This is a genomic window from Variovorax sp. GrIS 2.14 (assembly GCF_046115955.1).
Taxonomy (GTDB): Bacteria; Pseudomonadota; Gammaproteobacteria; order Burkholderiales; family Burkholderiaceae_C; genus Variovorax.
In genome coordinates this window covers 78,066-93,024 of record NZ_JBJXIA010000008.1, presented here as the reverse complement: position 1 = coordinate 93,024, position 14,959 = coordinate 78,066, and the positions used below count along the sequence as shown (strand labels likewise).

General features: G+C 63.9%; 17 protein-coding genes. 8 read left to right on the top strand and 9 right to left on the bottom strand.

Translation table 11 applies throughout. The features are described 5' to 3' along the window. Positions 1-37: 37 nt before the first annotated feature. Entirely contained in the window at positions 38-499 is a 462-nt protein-coding gene (locus RCH10_RS14745; RefSeq protein WP_409052945.1) for a hypothetical protein, read from the top strand. Positions 500-629: 130 nt separating this feature from the next. Here RCH10_RS14745 and RCH10_RS14740 read toward each other — a convergent pair whose 3' ends face one another. Both RCH10_RS14740 and RCH10_RS14735 read right to left on the bottom strand, forming a co-directional pair. Next, a complete protein-coding gene (locus RCH10_RS14740; RefSeq protein WP_409052944.1) occupies positions 630-833 on the bottom strand; it encodes a hypothetical protein in 204 nt (67 codons plus the stop codon). Between the two features lie 172 nt (positions 834-1,005). Then, positions 1,006-1,947, bottom strand: coding sequence for a LysR family transcriptional regulator (locus RCH10_RS14735; RefSeq protein WP_409052943.1), 942 nt, complete (start codon positions 1,945-1,947; stop codon positions 1,006-1,008). A 120-nt stretch (positions 1,948-2,067) separates the two neighbouring features. On the opposite strand from RCH10_RS14735, the gene RCH10_RS14730 reads away from it, so the two are divergent. From RCH10_RS14730 to RCH10_RS14715, 4 genes are all read left to right on the top strand, one after another. Continuing rightward, entirely contained in the window at positions 2,068-3,192 is a 1,125-nt protein-coding gene (locus RCH10_RS14730) for a YeiH family protein (protein ID WP_409053073.1), read from the top strand. Positions 3,193-3,257: 65 nt separating this feature from the next. Further along, a complete protein-coding gene (locus RCH10_RS14725) occupies positions 3,258-4,310 on the top strand; it encodes a YncE family protein (protein WP_409052942.1) in 1,053 nt (350 codons plus the stop codon). A 114-nt stretch (positions 4,311-4,424) separates the two neighbouring features. Continuing rightward, a complete protein-coding gene (locus tag RCH10_RS14720) occupies positions 4,425-5,696 on the top strand; it encodes a molybdopterin-dependent oxidoreductase (protein ID WP_409052941.1) in 1,272 nt (423 codons plus the stop codon). 9 nt (positions 5,697-5,705) lie between these two features. After that, on the top strand, positions 5,706-6,395 hold the full coding sequence (locus tag RCH10_RS14715; RefSeq protein ID WP_409052940.1) for a c-type cytochrome: 690 nt from the start codon (positions 5,706-5,708) through the stop codon (positions 6,393-6,395). 264 nt (positions 6,396-6,659) lie between these two features. Here RCH10_RS14715 and RCH10_RS14710 read toward each other — a convergent pair whose 3' ends face one another. From RCH10_RS14710 to RCH10_RS14695, 4 genes are all read right to left on the bottom strand, one after another. Further along, positions 6,660-7,505, bottom strand: coding sequence for an anti-sigma factor family protein (locus RCH10_RS14710; RefSeq protein ID WP_409052939.1), 846 nt, complete (start codon positions 7,503-7,505; stop codon positions 6,660-6,662). Then, positions 7,505-8,023 carry a sigma-70 family RNA polymerase sigma factor gene (locus RCH10_RS14705; protein WP_409052938.1) on the bottom strand — a complete coding sequence of 173 codons (519 nt, stop codon included), beginning with the start codon at positions 8,021-8,023 and terminating at the stop codon, positions 7,505-7,507. The genes RCH10_RS14710 and RCH10_RS14705 overlap by 1 nt, the downstream gene beginning before the upstream one ends. A 36-nt stretch (positions 8,024-8,059) precedes the next feature. Next, positions 8,060-8,437, bottom strand: coding sequence for a hypothetical protein (locus tag RCH10_RS14700; protein WP_409052937.1), 378 nt, complete (start codon positions 8,435-8,437; stop codon positions 8,060-8,062). Positions 8,438-8,537: 100 nt separating this feature from the next. Beyond that, positions 8,538-9,119: an ABC transporter permease gene (locus RCH10_RS14695; protein ID WP_409052936.1), complete on the bottom strand. Its 582-nt coding sequence runs from the start codon at positions 9,117-9,119 to the stop codon at positions 8,538-8,540. Positions 9,120-9,234: 115 nt separating this feature from the next. Between RCH10_RS14695 and RCH10_RS14690 the strand changes: the two genes are divergently transcribed. Continuing rightward, positions 9,235-9,528, top strand: a complete 294-nt coding sequence (locus RCH10_RS14690) for a hypothetical protein (protein ID WP_409052935.1) — start codon at positions 9,235-9,237, stop codon at positions 9,526-9,528. Between the two features lie 43 nt (positions 9,529-9,571). Here the strand turns inward: RCH10_RS14690 and RCH10_RS14685 are convergent, their stop codons facing one another. Both RCH10_RS14685 and RCH10_RS14680 read right to left on the bottom strand, forming a co-directional pair. Next, a complete protein-coding gene (locus RCH10_RS14685; RefSeq protein WP_323496066.1) occupies positions 9,572-10,318 on the bottom strand; it encodes a FadR/GntR family transcriptional regulator in 747 nt (248 codons plus the stop codon). A gap of 107 nt (positions 10,319-10,425) precedes the next feature. After that, positions 10,426-12,168 (bottom strand): IlvD/Edd family dehydratase, encoded by a 1,743-nt coding sequence (locus RCH10_RS14680; RefSeq protein ID WP_409052934.1) that lies wholly within the window; start codon positions 12,166-12,168, stop codon positions 10,426-10,428. Between the two features lie 153 nt (positions 12,169-12,321). Between RCH10_RS14680 and RCH10_RS14675 the strand changes: the two genes are divergently transcribed. Further along, positions 12,322-13,086: an SDR family NAD(P)-dependent oxidoreductase gene (locus RCH10_RS14675; RefSeq protein WP_409052933.1), complete on the top strand. Its 765-nt coding sequence runs from the start codon at positions 12,322-12,324 to the stop codon at positions 13,084-13,086. Between the two features lie 79 nt (positions 13,087-13,165). Next, positions 13,166-14,095: a dihydrodipicolinate synthase family protein gene (locus tag RCH10_RS14670; RefSeq protein WP_323495997.1), complete on the top strand. Its 930-nt coding sequence runs from the start codon at positions 13,166-13,168 to the stop codon at positions 14,093-14,095. A gap of 36 nt (positions 14,096-14,131) precedes the next feature. On the opposite strand, the gene RCH10_RS14665 is transcribed toward RCH10_RS14670, so the two are convergent. Continuing rightward, on the bottom strand, positions 14,132-14,953 hold the full coding sequence (locus RCH10_RS14665; protein ID WP_409052932.1) for a 2-keto-4-pentenoate hydratase: 822 nt from the start codon (positions 14,951-14,953) through the stop codon (positions 14,132-14,134). Between the last annotated feature and the right edge of the window lie 6 nt (positions 14,954-14,959).

The following is a 14,959-nucleotide window of genomic DNA, read 5'->3' as shown; positions in this document are numbered from 1 at the left end:
CACGCGTAGCACTCTACCGATCCGGAGGATGTGAGCTATGAAACGATTCCTGATTAGATGGCGGCCTCGGGTGAGTTCTCGACCCGTCGAACGCGCTCAGCGGGCGGTTTCCTACCGGACGACATTCGATCGAAGCGCGGCATTCGACGACACCGAGCCGTGGTCAGGAACCCTGCCGCACTACACAGTAACTGCCATCGGGTTCAAAGTCTGGGCCATTGTTTTCGCCGTTGGCCTGTTACCGATCGCAGCCGTTGTCGTGGCATCGGCGAGCGGCTATGGAGTGGCGCGCCTGGTCGACGAGGTCGGTCCGGGGTTGCTGCTGTGCTGGCCGCTCGTGCTGGCGGTCGGAACGAAGTTGCTCGTTCGAAAAATTGCCGCGGAGCGAAACAAGGTCGCCGATGAGTGGAAGAAACCGTTGTTGGTCGAGCGTTCCCGCGTGGCGTCACTCGAGATCGTGGCCCGTGCCCGCTACGAGACACCAAGCTACCGCAGATAGAAAACCAGCAGTTCCAGGATTGAATGTCGCCGTCCTGGGTGTTGATGACGCCTTCGACCGACGTCGTCTGGATCGTGTCGTTGCAGCCGGCGAGGAACTCGCGCGCCTCCTTGGCCAAAGCGTTACCGGGTTAGCGCTCTGTCGAAGTCGTAGAGGTTTCAGTTTCCATTGGCTTCTTGCGAGACATCTTGCGCGACTGTCCACGGCCATGCGTTTCAGCGAACACGATGGCAATGAGGAGCAAGGGCATGACCAACAGCACGAACGCGCCAAAGACGTAGACCAGGCCACCCATGACAAGGGCACTAAGGAGAATCGCCAGCAGTCGGACCATTGGCCATGATCCGAGCCTGGGATGACTTGGTCAATCCAGTGAATCCCGAAGCCGGATCGATCAGGTGCGCTTCGATCGCTTTCCGCAACAGACATTTAACATAATATACATTGTATTATTTTTTACCACTCCCGCTCTCGTCGTCTTGTGGTCTTGTTTCTTGACAATTCTTCTAAGGCTTCATCGGCCGCCATGGTGATTCCAGTTCCAGTCGCTCGCAGTGCGTCACGAAGCGCTCCAGGTTGCCCGACAGGCGTTTTTGCCGGTGGTGGACCCGATAGAAGCGACGCGTCAGGCGAGGCAACGTGGTTTGCAACACAACCAGTCTGCCGAGTGTCACGAGGTCCTGCACCGCGCACAACGAAAGGCAAGCCAGCCCGAGGCCTTCGGCCGCCGCCTGCTTGATCGCCTCGGTGCTCCCCGGCTGCATGTCACCGTTCAGATGGTGTAAGTACGGCAGCAACACGTGCTCCACCGCTTCGCGCGTGCCGGAACCTGGCTCGCGAAGCAACCAGCGCGCCTGCCGCAAAGCCTTAAGCGGAACGCGCGCCTGCGCACCGTCACGGACCAGCACGTGCGTCGGCGCCGCCACGATCACCAGTTCGTCTTGCAGCCATGGCGCGACGCGAAGTTCCGTCTCGTGGCACGGCCCTTCGATCAGACCGATATCGACCTCCAGCCGGGTCACCGCAGCGGCGACGTCGCGCGTGTTGCCGATGACGACATCCACTGCGGCGCCGGGCCATGCTTTTGCATAGCCAGCGATCAGCGCCGGTAGCACGTAATTCCCGATCGTCGTGCTGGCACCGACGCGAAGACGCGTGATCAGCGGCGCGGTAGTGGCCTGCGTGTTGCCGAGCCCGAACTGGCTTTCGATCTCGTGCGCGCCGTCGAGCAACGCTCTCGCCTGCGGCAGCAGTGCGCGACCGTTGTCGTTGAGCAGCAAGCGCTTGCCGATGCGGTCGAAAAACTGCGCGCCAAGCAGGCTTTCCAACTCGTTCAGCGCCCCGCTGGTCGCCGACTGCGAAAGCGCGACACGCTCCCCTGCAGCGGTGGTGCTGCCGGTATCGGCGACCGCCGTGAAGATCAGGAGTTGACGCAATGTCAGACGCATCCAAACACTTTCATTACCTGTTAGATGACTAGGTTATAGCGAAAATATCCGTTTGGCCGATAGATTGTTCCGGTTCAAAGTTCGTCCATGTCTTTCGAAAACGACGTCATGGAGAAAACGATGCACACCGCCACTTCTACCGCCCACCCGATGCACACCCCCGCTGCCATGAAGGGTCTGCGCCAATTGGTACCAGGCCTTGCACTGACGAGCGCCCTCGCCTTCGCATCGATCCAGTTCGGCAAGATCGGCTGGCTCCAATCCAACGGCATCAGCGCGCTGACCCTGGCCATCGTGCTGGGCATGCTGGTCGGCAACACCGTCTACCCACGGATCGGCGCAATGGCCAGTACCGGCGTGACCTTCTCCAAGGCCAACCTGCTGCGCCTGGGCATCATCCTGTACGGATTGCGCCTGACCTTCCAGGACATCGGCAACGTGGGCTGGACCGGCGTCGCGATCGATGCGACCGTGTTGTGCAGCACCTTCGGGCTCGCCTGTTTCCTCGGCACCCGGGTGTTCGGGCTCGACCGCAAGACGGCCATGCTCATCGGCGCCGGCAGTTCGATCTGCGGCGCAGCGGCGGTGATGGCGGCCGAACCCGTCGTGCGCGGTCGCGCCGAGCAGGTGATGGTCGCGGTGGCCACGGTGGTGGTGTTCGGCACGCTGGCGATCTTCCTGTACCCAGTGCTGTATCACCTGGTCGCGCAGTACCGGTTGTTCGACCTGTCGCCGACTGCTTACGGCGTGTTCGCAGGTTCGACAATTCATGAAGTGGCGCAAGTTGTGGCCGCTGGCCGCGCCATCAGCGAGCAGGCTGCGAACACCGCGGTGATCGCCAAGATGGTCCGCGTGATGATGCTGGCGCCGTTCCTGATCATCTTGTCCGCCTACCTCTCTCGCTCAAGCGCCAAGGACGCAGATGCCGTCGATGGCGATGGTGAAGAGGGGCAAGGCAATTTCTCGTCACGCGGCGGCATCGTGATTCCCTGGTTCGCTCTCGGGTTCGTGGCAGTCGCCGGGCTCAACTCGCTCGCATTGCTGCCCCGCGTGGTGGTGACGCAGGCGATCGACATCGACACGGTGCTGCTGGCGATGGCCATGGCCGGCCTGGGCCTGACCACGCACGTCTCGGCCATCCGCAAGGCCGGCATCAAGCCACTGGCGCTGGCGGCCGTGCTCTTCGTCTGGCTGGTGTGCGGTGGCTTCGCTATCAACGCGGGCATCACAGCGCTTCTGAATTGAAAGAGCGGCCTGGAATAAATCGGGCCCGCCACTCGTCCATTCCTGCAGACAACCGAAAGAACCCCATGAAACTCCGTCCTCTTGCACTCTCGCTTTGCATCGCCCTCTCGACACTCGCCTCGATCCCTTCGGCGGTCTCGGCACAACCTGCGCCTGTCGCGGCGTCTGCAAGCGCGACGCAGCGCTGGACTTTCGACGGCGCCATCCACAACAACTCGCTGGCGCTCAGCCCGGACGAGGGCACGGCCGTGGTCTCGTACAGCGAACGCCCGGACGTCGTCGTCTACAACCTGACGACCGGCAAGGTCCGCGCGGTACTGAACGGCTTCGTGACGCCCCGCAATATCGTGTTCGCGCCGTCGGGCGAATTCTTCTATGTCTCGGACAGCAGCCTGGGCACCGTGGCCAAGATCGCCACTTCCAGCCTGAAGACGGTCAGCACCCTGCCCGCAGGCCCTGGCGCCTTCGGCACTGTGCTGAGCAAAGACGGCGCGACGATGTACGTGAACAACCAGGCGGCCAGCACCGTCACGCGCTTCGACCTCGCGAGCGGCGAGCCGCGCGCCGTCATCACGGGCTTTGCGCAACCGCGCCAGGGCGTGCGCCTGAGCCCCGATGGATCCGCCCTGTACGTCACGAACTTCATGGGCGACAAGATCACCATCGTGAACACAGCGACGAACAAGATCGACGGGGAGATCACCGGATTCAACAAGCTCCGCGCGATCTCGGTCACCGGCGACGGCAAGACGCTTTTCGCGGCGAACAGCGGCAGCAACACCATCGCTGTCGTCGACCTGGACAAGCGCGCCATCGAATCGACGATCGCCGTCGGCAAGGACCCGTACGGCGCGGCGCTCACGCCCGATGGCAAGCGCGTCTACGCCGGCAACCTGGGCGACAACTCCCTCTCCGTCATCGACGTTGCGAGCAAGAGCGTGATCGCCACCATCACCGGCTTCAAGGAGCCGAGGCAGGCCATCGTCTTCACGCGCGACGGCAAGACGGCCTATGTGCTGAACGAAGACCTGGGCCTCGCCAAAGTGGACCTGGAGAGCAACCGTGTCGAGGCGACGCTGGCGGTGCCAGTGGCAAAGATGGAGAAGGCCGCGCCCTGAAGAATGCGTTTGTGGACTACCCGCCATCACCGGTACGACATGCGATCTTTCCCGATTCGAGATCGAAGACACCTCTAATCGCCACGGTATTTTTTGAATAGCCAGAAGCAACTCATGACATCAGGTCGCAACACCAAATCCACTGTGCAGATCAATGCCCTGCGCACATCGTCCCGTCGGCGCTTTGTCCAGGGCGCCGGTCTTCTGGCGCTGGGCGCATCACCGCTCGGCGCGCTGGCTGCCTCCCGCGATACCGGTGATGGCGTTACCTTCGCGGATGGACCGCGACCGCTGGTGACGTATCCGCAGAAGCGTCCGCTGATCCGTGTAACGACCCGGCCACCGCACCTGGAAACCCCTTTTTCGGTATTCAACGAAGGACCGATCACCGCCAACGACGCTTTCTTCGTGCGGTATCACCTGGCCAACATTCCGCTGTCGGTCGACCCGGCCACCTACCGCCTTACGGTCAAGGGGAAGGTCAACACGCCTTTGGATCTTTCGCTGGCCGACCTCAAAGCCTTGGCCGAGCCGGTGGAAGTGGTTGCCGTTAACCAGTGTTCCGGCAACAGCCGCGGTTACTCGTCGCCACGCGTGTTCGGCGCGCAGCTCGCCAACGGCGCGATGGGCAATGCCCGGTGGGTCGGCGTGCCGCTGCGCAAGGTGCTCGAAAAGGCGGGCGTCTCGGCGGGTGCCCGGCAGGTGACCTTCAACGGCCTGGACACGCCGGTGCTGCCGGCCACCTCGGACTTCCGCAAGGCACTGGACATCGACCATGCGCTGCAGGACGAGCCGATGCTCGCCTGGGGAATGAACGGCAAGGACCTGCCCTTCCTCAACGGCTATCCGGTCAAACTCATCGTACCGGGCTACTTCGGCACCTACTGGGTCAAGCACCTGTCGGAAATCGAGGTCATCGACCATGTGTTCGACGGCCATGACGCGCTGTTCATGACGACCGCCTACCGGGTGCCCGACAACGACTGCCAGTGCGTTGCACCGGGTTCCGCTGCGGCGAAGACGCGGCCGATCTCGACGTTGCCCGTGCGCAGCTTCATCACCAGCGTCCAGGCCGGCGGCATCCTGCCCTCCGCCCGCTCGATCGAACTCAAGGGCATCGCCTTTGATGCCGGTGCCGGCATCAAGACGGTCGAAGTTTCCATCGACGGCGGCCAGAGCTGGAAGGCGGCGACGCTCGGCAAGGATCTGGGGCGCTTCTCGTTTCGCGAATGGCGTGCGCCGGTGAGCTTCGCCAGGAAGGGACGCGCCGTGCTCATGGTCCGCGCGACCAACCAGAAAAGCGAAGGCCAGCCCGCCACCGCCGACTGGAATCCTGCCGGTTACCGCCGCCATGTGATCGAGTCGACGCCCGTCACCATCGCCTGAGGACCCGCCATGAAAACCCGCGCTTTCATTGCCCGCGCCCTCCTCTGCAGCTGCGTGTCGTTCGCCTTCAATGTGATGGCCGCACCGCCTGACATCAGGTTGCAGCCCGACACGTCGAAGCTGCGTCCATCGAAGCTTCCCGGTTATGTCATCGCGATGCAGAACTGCGCGATCTGCCATTCGGCGGACTACGTCAAATACCAGCCGCCCGGCATGACGCAGACGCAGTGGACCGCCGAGATGGCCAAGATGCAGCACACCTACGGCGCACCGATCAGCGACGACGAAGTCAAACAGGTCGGTGCATACCTGGCGGTTGCCTACGGCGCCGCACAGGCCACGGACGCCAGTGTGATCGCTGCATCGACACCCGCCCCTCCAGCACCAACGCCGTCGACGCCGCCAATGTCACCGGGTGCAGCCGCCGCGCCGTCGACTGCTGAGGGCAGCATCAATGTGCAGGCACTCCTTGCGAGCAACGCCTGCCTGAGTTGCCACGGCCTCAATCAGAAGATCGTCGGACCGGGCTATCACGACGTCGCCGAAAAGTACAAGGCCGATCCGCAGGCCCAGTCGAAGCTGGAGGCCAGCATCCGGGGCGGCAGCGTCGGCAAGTGGGGCAGCGCGCCCATGCCGCCTTTTGCAGCGCTGAAACCCGAAGAGGTGAAGGCGCTGGCTGAGTTCGTCTTGAAACAATAAGCCCGTGCCGAGCGCGGGAGCCAGGATTCCCGCCACAGCAACGACAACAACGACAGCAACGACAGCAACAACGAACTCACACGATCCGCAAACGACTCTCACGCATCTCCGCTTGCTCGTCATTCGAGTGGCCGGTGCCGCGAGTGCGCTGTTCGTACTGATGCGAGCAGCGCCGAACTGACTGCGGATGCCGCCAAAGTAGTGCCGCGCAGCCCCACTTGATCGAAGACCCGCGGATCTCGCGGACTCCCGACAAGGCAACGCTCAGCGCGGCCCGAGCTGCTTGTAGACCGCTTCCGCCACCTGGAGCAGCGCCTGCCGGTCGGCCCCGGCCGAGATCGCGTAGCCGAAGTCTTTGTCGACCCAATAGAACACGTTCACCGGCCCGTCGTGTCCGAAACGAAAGGCCGTCTCGCGCCCCGCGTCCTCGCGCGTGACATACAGCGTCAGGCGCTCGCCCTTGGCACCATCGAACATGAACTGTGCGACCGGGCCTTTGTCACCGGGCAGCAGACGACCGCCGATCAGCGCGTAACCCACGCCGCGTAAATCCGGCGGGCGCACTGCCGTACCCATGCGTTTGGTGAGCCAGGTCACCAGTGCCTGCTCCTGCTCGGCGCCGACTTCCACCGGCCGGCGCACGTCCGGGCTGTACACCACGTGTGCCACGGCCGCGCGGTGCGCGAAGCCGTGTAGCGTGTTCGCATCGCCGGCAGCAAGTTCGACGCGGCTTTTCGTGGCCGCGAGGTGCTGCGCGTTGTCGTCCACCGCCCCCCGCACCCACCAGGCAGAGCCGCCGCTGAACAAGGCGATCGCCACGCCGGCGGCCATCGAGCGCCAGGGCCATGTGTTCACGGAGGGCTGCAGCGGGAGCCTCAGCGGCAGCGCTTCCGCGATCACCGGGTCCAGCAGGGCCTTCAACGCGTGGTTCTGCGCTTGCCAGTCGCTTACCTGCTGACGCTCTTCGGCATGAAGTTCGAGAAAGGCCTCGATCGCCGCGCGGCGGTCTGCGGTCAGTTGACCGTCTGCGTAGGCATGGAGGTCGGCTTCGGTCACCGGCGGGGCGCCGTCGCCACCGCTGCTAACGGGTTGGAGATGAGGGGAGTCCATTATTTGATCCGGCGCAGAGGCATCGCTTCGGGCGCGGCACGGCCCTGCAATTCGTGCCGAAGCCGTTCGCGGGCACGCGCGAGCCGCGACATCACGGTGCCAATCGGAACGCCGACGACGGCCGCGGCTTCGAGGTAGCTCATCTGTTGGACAGCGACGAGCAGCAGGATTTCTCGCTGGTCGGCAGGCAACCGCTGCAGCACGCGGTCGAGGTCCCGCACCTCGATGCGGTCCGATTGCGTCGCACGTTGCGCGATCTCGGGCACGTCGTCGCCGGCGCTGTCCTCGGGGCGGCTGCGCCGCGCGCGAACCCCATCGATGAACTGGTTGTGCATGATGCCGAACATCCAGGCGCGGATCTCGCCGCGCCGTTGCCAAAGGGAAAAGCGACTCCAGGCACGCTCGAGCGTGTCCTGCACCAGGTCGTCGGCACGTGCGGGGTCCGACACCAACCCGCGCGCATAACGGCGCAGGCTGGGAATGCAGGCAACGATCGCAGCTTCGTCCTGTGCGCGCATGGGCTGGGCAGTCGTCCTTTGTTGGGTCGTTGTCGATCAGGGCTTGACGACGTGCCAGACGCTCTTGAAATTGTCGCCCGTCATGTCGCCGGCCTTCATGTCGGACTTGTAGAGATAGACCGGCTTGCCTTTGTAGGCCCACTGCTTGGTGCCGTCGTCGCGCGCGACAATGGTCATGTCGCCTTCTGGCTTGGCGTCTGCGTCTGCAGCGACTGCCGGCCAGAGTCCGGCGCACGGGCCGTTGCAGGCGCTTTTGCCGCTGCCTGCCACGTCGTTATCGAAGGTGTAGAGCGTCATGCCGCTGGTGTTGACCAGCATGCCGCCGGTCGTCTTGACGGGCGCGGCAGCCTGAGCCAGACCGGCCGACGCGGCAGCGATGGCGAGAATCAAAGTCGATGCGAGGTGCTTGTTCATGGGAGTCTTTTAAAGGGTGAGTGGAGAGGGCACTGCATAGACGCGTGGCGTCTCCTGTCTATTCCACCGGCCTTCAAATTTCTTCGGTGAAGTGAGAGGCTCAAGAAAGCCGATCCGTACGCAAACGCTGGCGGTAGTCGCTCATCGCCCTGGCAGCGAGGTACACCGCGCCCGCTGCCGCAAGACCGCCGGCGCCGGTGAGAAGGAACAGCAACAGGATCTGGTACTTGACCGCCTCGATCGGGTCCATGCCCGCGAGCAGCTGTCCGGTCATGATCCCTGGCAACGTGATGACGCCGGCGGCCGACATCTGGTTGAGGATCGGGATCATCCCGCGCCGGATCACATTGTGGATCGGTGCGGCCAGCGCCTGGTGGATGGGGGCACCGAGGGCCAGCTGCGCCTCGATCGCCGGACGACCCGTGCTTACGCCCTCCAAAAAGCTGTCGAGGCCCAGGCTGGCCGAATTGAGCACGCTGCCCATCAGAGGAATCGCGTAGCGCGGGTCGTACCAGGGTTGCGGACGGATCGCCGTCATCAACGCGAGCACCACGGTGGCGACGCTCGACAAACCGACGACCACCGCAGCAATGCGATAGCTGCCGATGCCTTTTAATCGACGTGTGGGACGGACGGCCACTTCGCGCGCGGCGGCCAGTTGCCGATGCAGTTGCAGGTGCACCGAATGCGAAGGACATGACGGGCTTGCACTCGATGCCGTCGCCCGCGCCGACCAAGCTGTAGCGACACATCGAAAGTCTCGACGGGCAGCAAAAAAAGTAACTACAATTAGTTACATGCACAGCACAACGTCGCTCATCACCCACCCGCTTCAACACTTGAAGAAGGTGTTGACGTTGTCCGGGTATTTGCACAGTACCAAGCGTCTTGCACCCGGGGAGCTCAGAGCCATCGCGGGGTTGCTCCGGCGGAGCGGCCAGGACGTCAGTGGCAACGCCGAGCGCATCGCCGCTGCGATCGAGTCGGTGGCGGCCTGGCGTGCGGCCAGCGCTTCGTCGGCGATGAAGCGCGATGCACCACCCACCACGCTGTTCGAACGTCTTTCTGACTGGGCGACCGCTTCGTTTTAGCCATCCCCAGCCGTTCAAGACTGGTTCGAACGCCATAGCTGGTCTAGGCCAGATCGATCCCCGAATCGAGAATGACCGACAGATCTCCCCTCGTCTCTTCGAGCTGCAGCAACGTTGCCTGGCGCGCAGCCAGAGAGTCCCGGCTGAGCAAGGCAGTGAGGATGGCCTTGTGCCGCGGCAATGACAGCGAATGCGTGTTGGGCAGCTTGCTGCTGAGCTTGATCGATTCGCGCAACGCCAGCGACAACATGTTGCCGATATACGCCAGCAGATCGTTGCCGGTCGCCTCGGCAATGCGGCGGTGGAACGCCAGGTCGGGCTCGAGCAGTTCGTCTATCGTTTTTGCGGCTTCCATGCCGGCATAGGCCTCCGCCACGCCCTGAAGGCTTTCGTCGCTGGCCACCTTGGCCGCAAGTGCCGCCACCGCCGGCTCGAAGATCCGTCGCACCGTCAGCAGCGTTTGCACGAACTCGGGTTGTGGTTTGGCCTGAATGAGCCAGTACAGAACGTCGGGATCGAGCAGATGCCACTCGTTGCGTGGCCGCACGATGGCACCCGCACGCTGTTTGGAAAGCACGAGCCCTTTGGCGACCAGCACTCGCGTCGCTTCCCGCAACACCGGCCGGCTGACGTCGTAGGTGGCGCAGAGCGACGCCTCCATCGGCAAACGGTCGCCGACCCGGTACTCGCCGGAGACGATGCGCATGCCCAGATCGCGGACGATCTGCGAGTGCATGCTTTTGCGGTCCGGCGGCTGGTGATAGCCCGGGGCGCTGTGAGAACCTTTCATTTCGGCGGCAATTCGTACGGGTTTGTCGAGTCCGACGATCTGGATGCCGTCCATGGTGCTGTCTCCTGAAATTGTTATGGCTGTCTGTTGCGCTGTTGCGCTGTGGCTCAGTGGGAATGCCGCGGCACGACCGAGCCGCGCTGGCCGACCAGAAAGTCGAAGTCGCAGCCTTCGTCGGCCTGCAGCACATGCTCGACATAGAGCTTGCGATAGCCACTCGCATCGGCCGGATCGGGTCGTTGCTCCGCCTGCCATGCGGTCAGTCGCGATGCGAGCTCGGCCTCGGAGATGTCCAGGTGCAGGCGCCCTTGCATCGCGTCGAGCTCGATCCAGTCGCCCTCGCGCACCACGGCGAGAGGGCCGCCGGCACGGGCCTCCGGAGAGACGTGCAACACCACCGTGCCGTACGCCGTGCCGCTCATGCGCGCATCCGAGATGCGGACCATGTCGGTCACGCCCTGCGCCAAGAGCTTTGCCGGCAAGCCCATGTTGCCGACCTCGGCCATGCCGGGATAGCCTTTGGGGCCGCAGTTTTTCAGCACCATCACCGAGTCCGCGGTAATGGCGAGTTCAGGGTCTGCGATTCGCGACTTGTAGTCTTCGAGGTTCTCGAAGACCACGGCCTGGCCGCGGTGCTTCAGCAATGCGGGCGTAGCCGCCGAGGGCTTCAGCACGGCACCGCGGGGCGCCAGGTTGCCGCGCAGCACGCACATCGCGCCGTCTGCGGCCAGCGGGCGATCGAGCGGGCGGATCACTTCGTCGTTGTAGATCGGCGCGTCCTTGACGTTGTCCCACAGGCTCGACCCGTTCGCGGTCAGCGCGCCCGGATGCGGCAGCAGTCCGGCATCGCCCATGCGGCGGAGCACGGCCGGCAGACCGCCTGCGTAATAGAAGTCTTCCATCAGAAAACGGCCGGACGGCATCAGGTCGACCAGCGTCGGCGTGCCGCGCCCCACGGTGGTCCAGTCGTCGAGTGCGAGCTCGACGCCGATGCGTCCGGCGATGGCTTTCAAATGAATCACAGCATTGGTCGAGCCGCCAATTGCTGCATTGGTGCGGATCGCATTCTCGAAAGCCTGGCGCGTCAGCAGCTTCGACAAGCGCAAGTCTTCGCGCACCATCTCGACCATGCGCATGCCCGACATGTGGGCCAGTACATAGCGGCGCGAATCGACCGCGGGAATCGCGGCGTTGTGCGGCAGGGTCACGCCGAGCGCCTCCGCCATGCAGGCCATCGTGGACGCGGTGCCCATCGTGTTGCAGGTGCCGGCCGAGCGCGACATGCCCGCCTCTGCCGACATGAATTGGTGCAGCGTGATGGTGCCTGCCTTCACCTGTTCGGACAGTTGCCACACGGCGGTGCCGGAGCCGATGTCGCGGCCTTCGTGCTTGCCGTTGAGCATCGGCCCGCCGGTGACGGCGATTGCGGGAATATCGCAACTGGCGGCGCCCATCAGCAATGCGGGCGTCGTCTTGTCGCACCCCACCAGCAGCACCACGCCGTCTATGGGGTTGCCACGGATGGCCTCCTCGACATCGATGCTCGCCAGGTTGCGGGTGAACATGGCGGTCGGTCGCAGGTTCGATTCGCCGTTCGAAAAAACCGGGAACTCCACCGGGAATCCGCCGGCTTCGAACACGCCCTGCTTCACGTGCTCGGCGATCTTGCGGAAGTGCGCGTTGCACGGCGTCAACTCCGACCAGGTGTTGCAGATCCCGATGATCGGCTTGCCGTGGAACTCGTGGTCCGGGATGCCCTGGTTCTTCATCCAGCTGCGGTACATGAACCCGTTCTTGTCGGTGGTTCCGAACCATTCGGCGGACCTGAGCTTGACGGGCGACTTCGACATGGGAACCTTCGTGAATAGGTGAGCCAAGAAATATAGTCAGACTAATTGATCGATTGTTTCAGTACAAACCCCTATGTCTCGCCCTTTGACGAGATTAAGTAAGACTACATAATCGGCCGCCCTACTCTATCGCGCCACCGCGCAGGCCCCGCAATGACCGACCACGCCCGCTATCCCAGCCTTGCCGATCGCACCGTCCTCATCACCGGCGGTGCCACCGGCATCGGTGCCACTTTGGTCGAGGAGTTCGTGATGCAGGGCGCCAAGGTGGGCTTCGTCGACATCGACGAGGCCGCTGGCAAGGCACTCGCAACGACGCTTGCCGGCGCTGCGCACGCACCGGTCTTCTGCCCTGCCGACGTCACCGACATCGCCGCCCTCGATGCAGCGATCGACGCCGTGCGCGGCCGCTTCGGGCCGATCACCGTGCTGCTCAACAACGCAGCCAACGACCGGCGCCATCGCATCGAAGACACCACGCCCGCGAGCTGGGATGCGGGCGTCGCCGTCAACCTGAAGCACCAGTTCTTCGCGGCACAGAACGTCGCCGGCGACATGCGGCAGGCAGGCGGTGGGTCGATCGTCAACTTCGGCTCGATCAGCTGGATGCTCAAACAGGGCGGCATGCCGGTCTACACCACGTCCAAGGCCGCCGTGCAGGGACTCACACGCAGCCTGGCGCGCGACCTAGGCCCGTTCAACATCCGCGTCAACACGCTGGTCCCGGGTTGGGTGATGACCGAAAAACAGGTTCGCCTCTGGGTCGACGATGCAGCGCGTGAAGACATCGCGCGAGGTCAGTGCATCAACCGTCCGCTGTTGGCCGAACACATCGCTCGCATGGCGCTTTTTTTGGCGGCAGACGACAGTGCGATGTGTACCGCACAAGACTTCGTGGTGGATGGAGGCTGGGTTTGACCCGCCGGCTGGTACACCGCTGACAAGCATTGCCTGAACCCCGTTTTCGTTCTGGTCCGCTCTCGTTCTGAAAGAACCTATGACATCGACAAAATCCAGGCGCTATGAAGGCGTGTTTCCCGTGGTCCCGACCACCTTCACCGAGCAGGGCGAGCTGGACCTGGAAAGCCAGAAGCGCTGCGTCGATTTCATGATCGACGCGGGCTCCGATGGCCTGTGCATCCTGGCGAATTTCTCGGAGCAGTTCGTGCTCTCCGACGAGGAGCGCGAGGTGCTCACGCGCTGCATCCTCACGCATGTGGCGGGCCGCGTGCCGGTGATCGTCACCACCACGCACTACGGCACGCGCATCTGTGCCGAGCGCTGCCGCCGCGCGCAGGATGCAGGCGCCGCCATGGTGATGGTGATGCCGCCGTACCACGGCGCCACGCTGCGGGTGCCAGAGGCACAGATCTTCGAGTTCTATGCTGCGCTGTCCGATGCCATCGACATCCCGATCATGATTCAGGACGCGCCGGTCAGCGGCACCGTACTGTCGGCGCCTTTCCTGGCGCGCATGGCCCGGGAGATCGAGCATGTGCGCTACTTCAAGATCGAGACGGCTGGCGCGGCCTCCAAACTGCGAGAGCTGATCAAGCTCGGCGGCGATGCGATCGAAGGCCCGTGGGACGGCGAAGAAGCCATCACTTTGCTGCCCGACCTCGACGCCGGCGCAACCGGCTCGATGACCGGCGGTGGCTATCCGGACGGCATCCGCAAGATCATGGATGCCTGGCGTGCCGGACAGCGCGACGATGCGGCAACCGCCTACCAGCAATGGCTGCCGCTCATCAACTACGAGAACCGCCAAGGCGGCATCCTCACCGCGAAGGTGCTGATGCAGGAAGGCGGCGTCATCGCCTGCGAGGCACCGCGCCATCCCTTCCCTGCGATGCATCCTGCAGTGCGCGCAGGGCTGCTGGAGTCTGCCCGCAGACTGGATCCATTGGTGCTGCGCTGGGGGCGTTAGGCCCGCGTCTTGGGAATGGTCTCGACCCACTCGAAGTCATCTGGCGTCGACCTGCACCTCGACCGAACCCAGCCCTGAAACCTCGAAGCGGAAACGCCCCGACGTGCTCGGGAACTTGGTGGTGACCATGCTGCCCGTCATCACGATGTCGCCGCTCCGCAGACTGCCTCCGCTCGCAGCGAGATGCTCGACCAGCCACACCACCGACAGCAGCGGATTGCCGAGCACGTCGGCGCCGCGTCCGGTATCGAGGACGCTGCCGTCTTCGGTGGTGACGCTGCCTTCGACCGACGCCAGATCAGGCCAGCTCGACTGGAAGGTGCCTACGACGATGCCGGCGTTCCAGGCGTTGTCGGCAACCAGCGAGAGCATGTCGAGCGTCTTGTAGTCGCAACCCCGGTCGTCCACGATTTCGATGGCCGGCGCGACACCGTCGATGGCCGCAACGACTTCCGCGAGCGTGACGGGTTGACCAGAACGATCGGACGGCGCCAGATCGCGACCGATGCGCACCGCGATCTCGAACTCGATGCCGAAGCGGCCGTAAGCCGAAGGCTTGAGCACGGCGCCCGAAGCATGAACGCGGTCGGCGAACACGACGCCCGCTACGGGCGTGTCGATGCCGCACATCGCCTGCATGGCGGTCGATGTCAGGCCGATCTTGTAGCCAGCGCGTGAAACGGCGCGGCTCGCTGAACGGAGGGCGTTGAAACGGTCCTGCACGCGGTACGCATCGGGCATCGTCCGAATGCCGCGGGCGGCGGCGAAGGGCTCGAAGCGGCGGCTGTCGGCGTGCTGCTTCGTGAGCCATTCGGCGACGTCTTGCGCTGCGGGGAAGTCCGTTTGTTCTGTCTCCATTGCTGA

Bases quoted from the DNA above. Each gene is read 5' to 3' on its own strand.
- RCH10_RS14670 (WP_323495997.1), top strand. From the start codon at position 13,166: ATGACATCGACAAAATCCAGGCGCTATGAAGGCGTGTTTCCCGTGGTC.
- RCH10_RS14710 (WP_409052939.1), bottom strand. From the start codon at position 7,505: ATGGACTCCCCTCATCTCCAACCCGTTAGCAGCGGTGGCGACGGCGCC.
- RCH10_RS14690 (WP_409052935.1), top strand. From the start codon at position 9,235: ATGCACAGCACAACGTCGCTCATCACCCACCCGCTTCAACACTTGAAG.
- RCH10_RS14685 (WP_323496066.1), bottom strand. From the start codon at position 10,318: ATGAAAGGTTCTCACAGCGCCCCGGGCTATCACCAGCCGCCGGACCGC.
- RCH10_RS14720 (WP_409052941.1), top strand. From the start codon at position 4,425: ATGACATCAGGTCGCAACACCAAATCCACTGTGCAGATCAATGCCCTG.
- RCH10_RS14700 (WP_409052937.1), bottom strand. From the start codon at position 8,437: ATGAACAAGCACCTCGCATCGACTTTGATTCTCGCCATCGCTGCCGCG.
- RCH10_RS14680 (WP_409052934.1), bottom strand. From the start codon at position 12,168: ATGTCGAAGTCGCCCGTCAAGCTCAGGTCCGCCGAATGGTTCGGAACC.
- RCH10_RS14675 (WP_409052933.1), top strand. From the start codon at position 12,322: ATGACCGACCACGCCCGCTATCCCAGCCTTGCCGATCGCACCGTCCTC.
- RCH10_RS14725 (WP_409052942.1), top strand. From the start codon at position 3,258: ATGAAACTCCGTCCTCTTGCACTCTCGCTTTGCATCGCCCTCTCGACA.
- RCH10_RS14715 (WP_409052940.1), top strand. From the start codon at position 5,706: ATGAAAACCCGCGCTTTCATTGCCCGCGCCCTCCTCTGCAGCTGCGTG.
- RCH10_RS14740 (WP_409052944.1), bottom strand. From the start codon at position 833: ATGGTCCGACTGCTGGCGATTCTCCTTAGTGCCCTTGTCATGGGTGGC.
- RCH10_RS14730 (WP_409053073.1), top strand. From the start codon at position 2,068: ATGCACACCGCCACTTCTACCGCCCACCCGATGCACACCCCCGCTGCC.
- RCH10_RS14745 (WP_409052945.1), top strand. From the start codon at position 38: ATGAAACGATTCCTGATTAGATGGCGGCCTCGGGTGAGTTCTCGACCC.
- RCH10_RS14705 (WP_409052938.1), bottom strand. From the start codon at position 8,023: ATGCGCGCACAGGACGAAGCTGCGATCGTTGCCTGCATTCCCAGCCTG.
- RCH10_RS14735 (WP_409052943.1), bottom strand. From the start codon at position 1,947: ATGCGTCTGACATTGCGTCAACTCCTGATCTTCACGGCGGTCGCCGAT.
- RCH10_RS14665 (WP_409052932.1), bottom strand. From the start codon at position 14,953: ATGGAGACAGAACAAACGGACTTCCCCGCAGCGCAAGACGTCGCCGAA.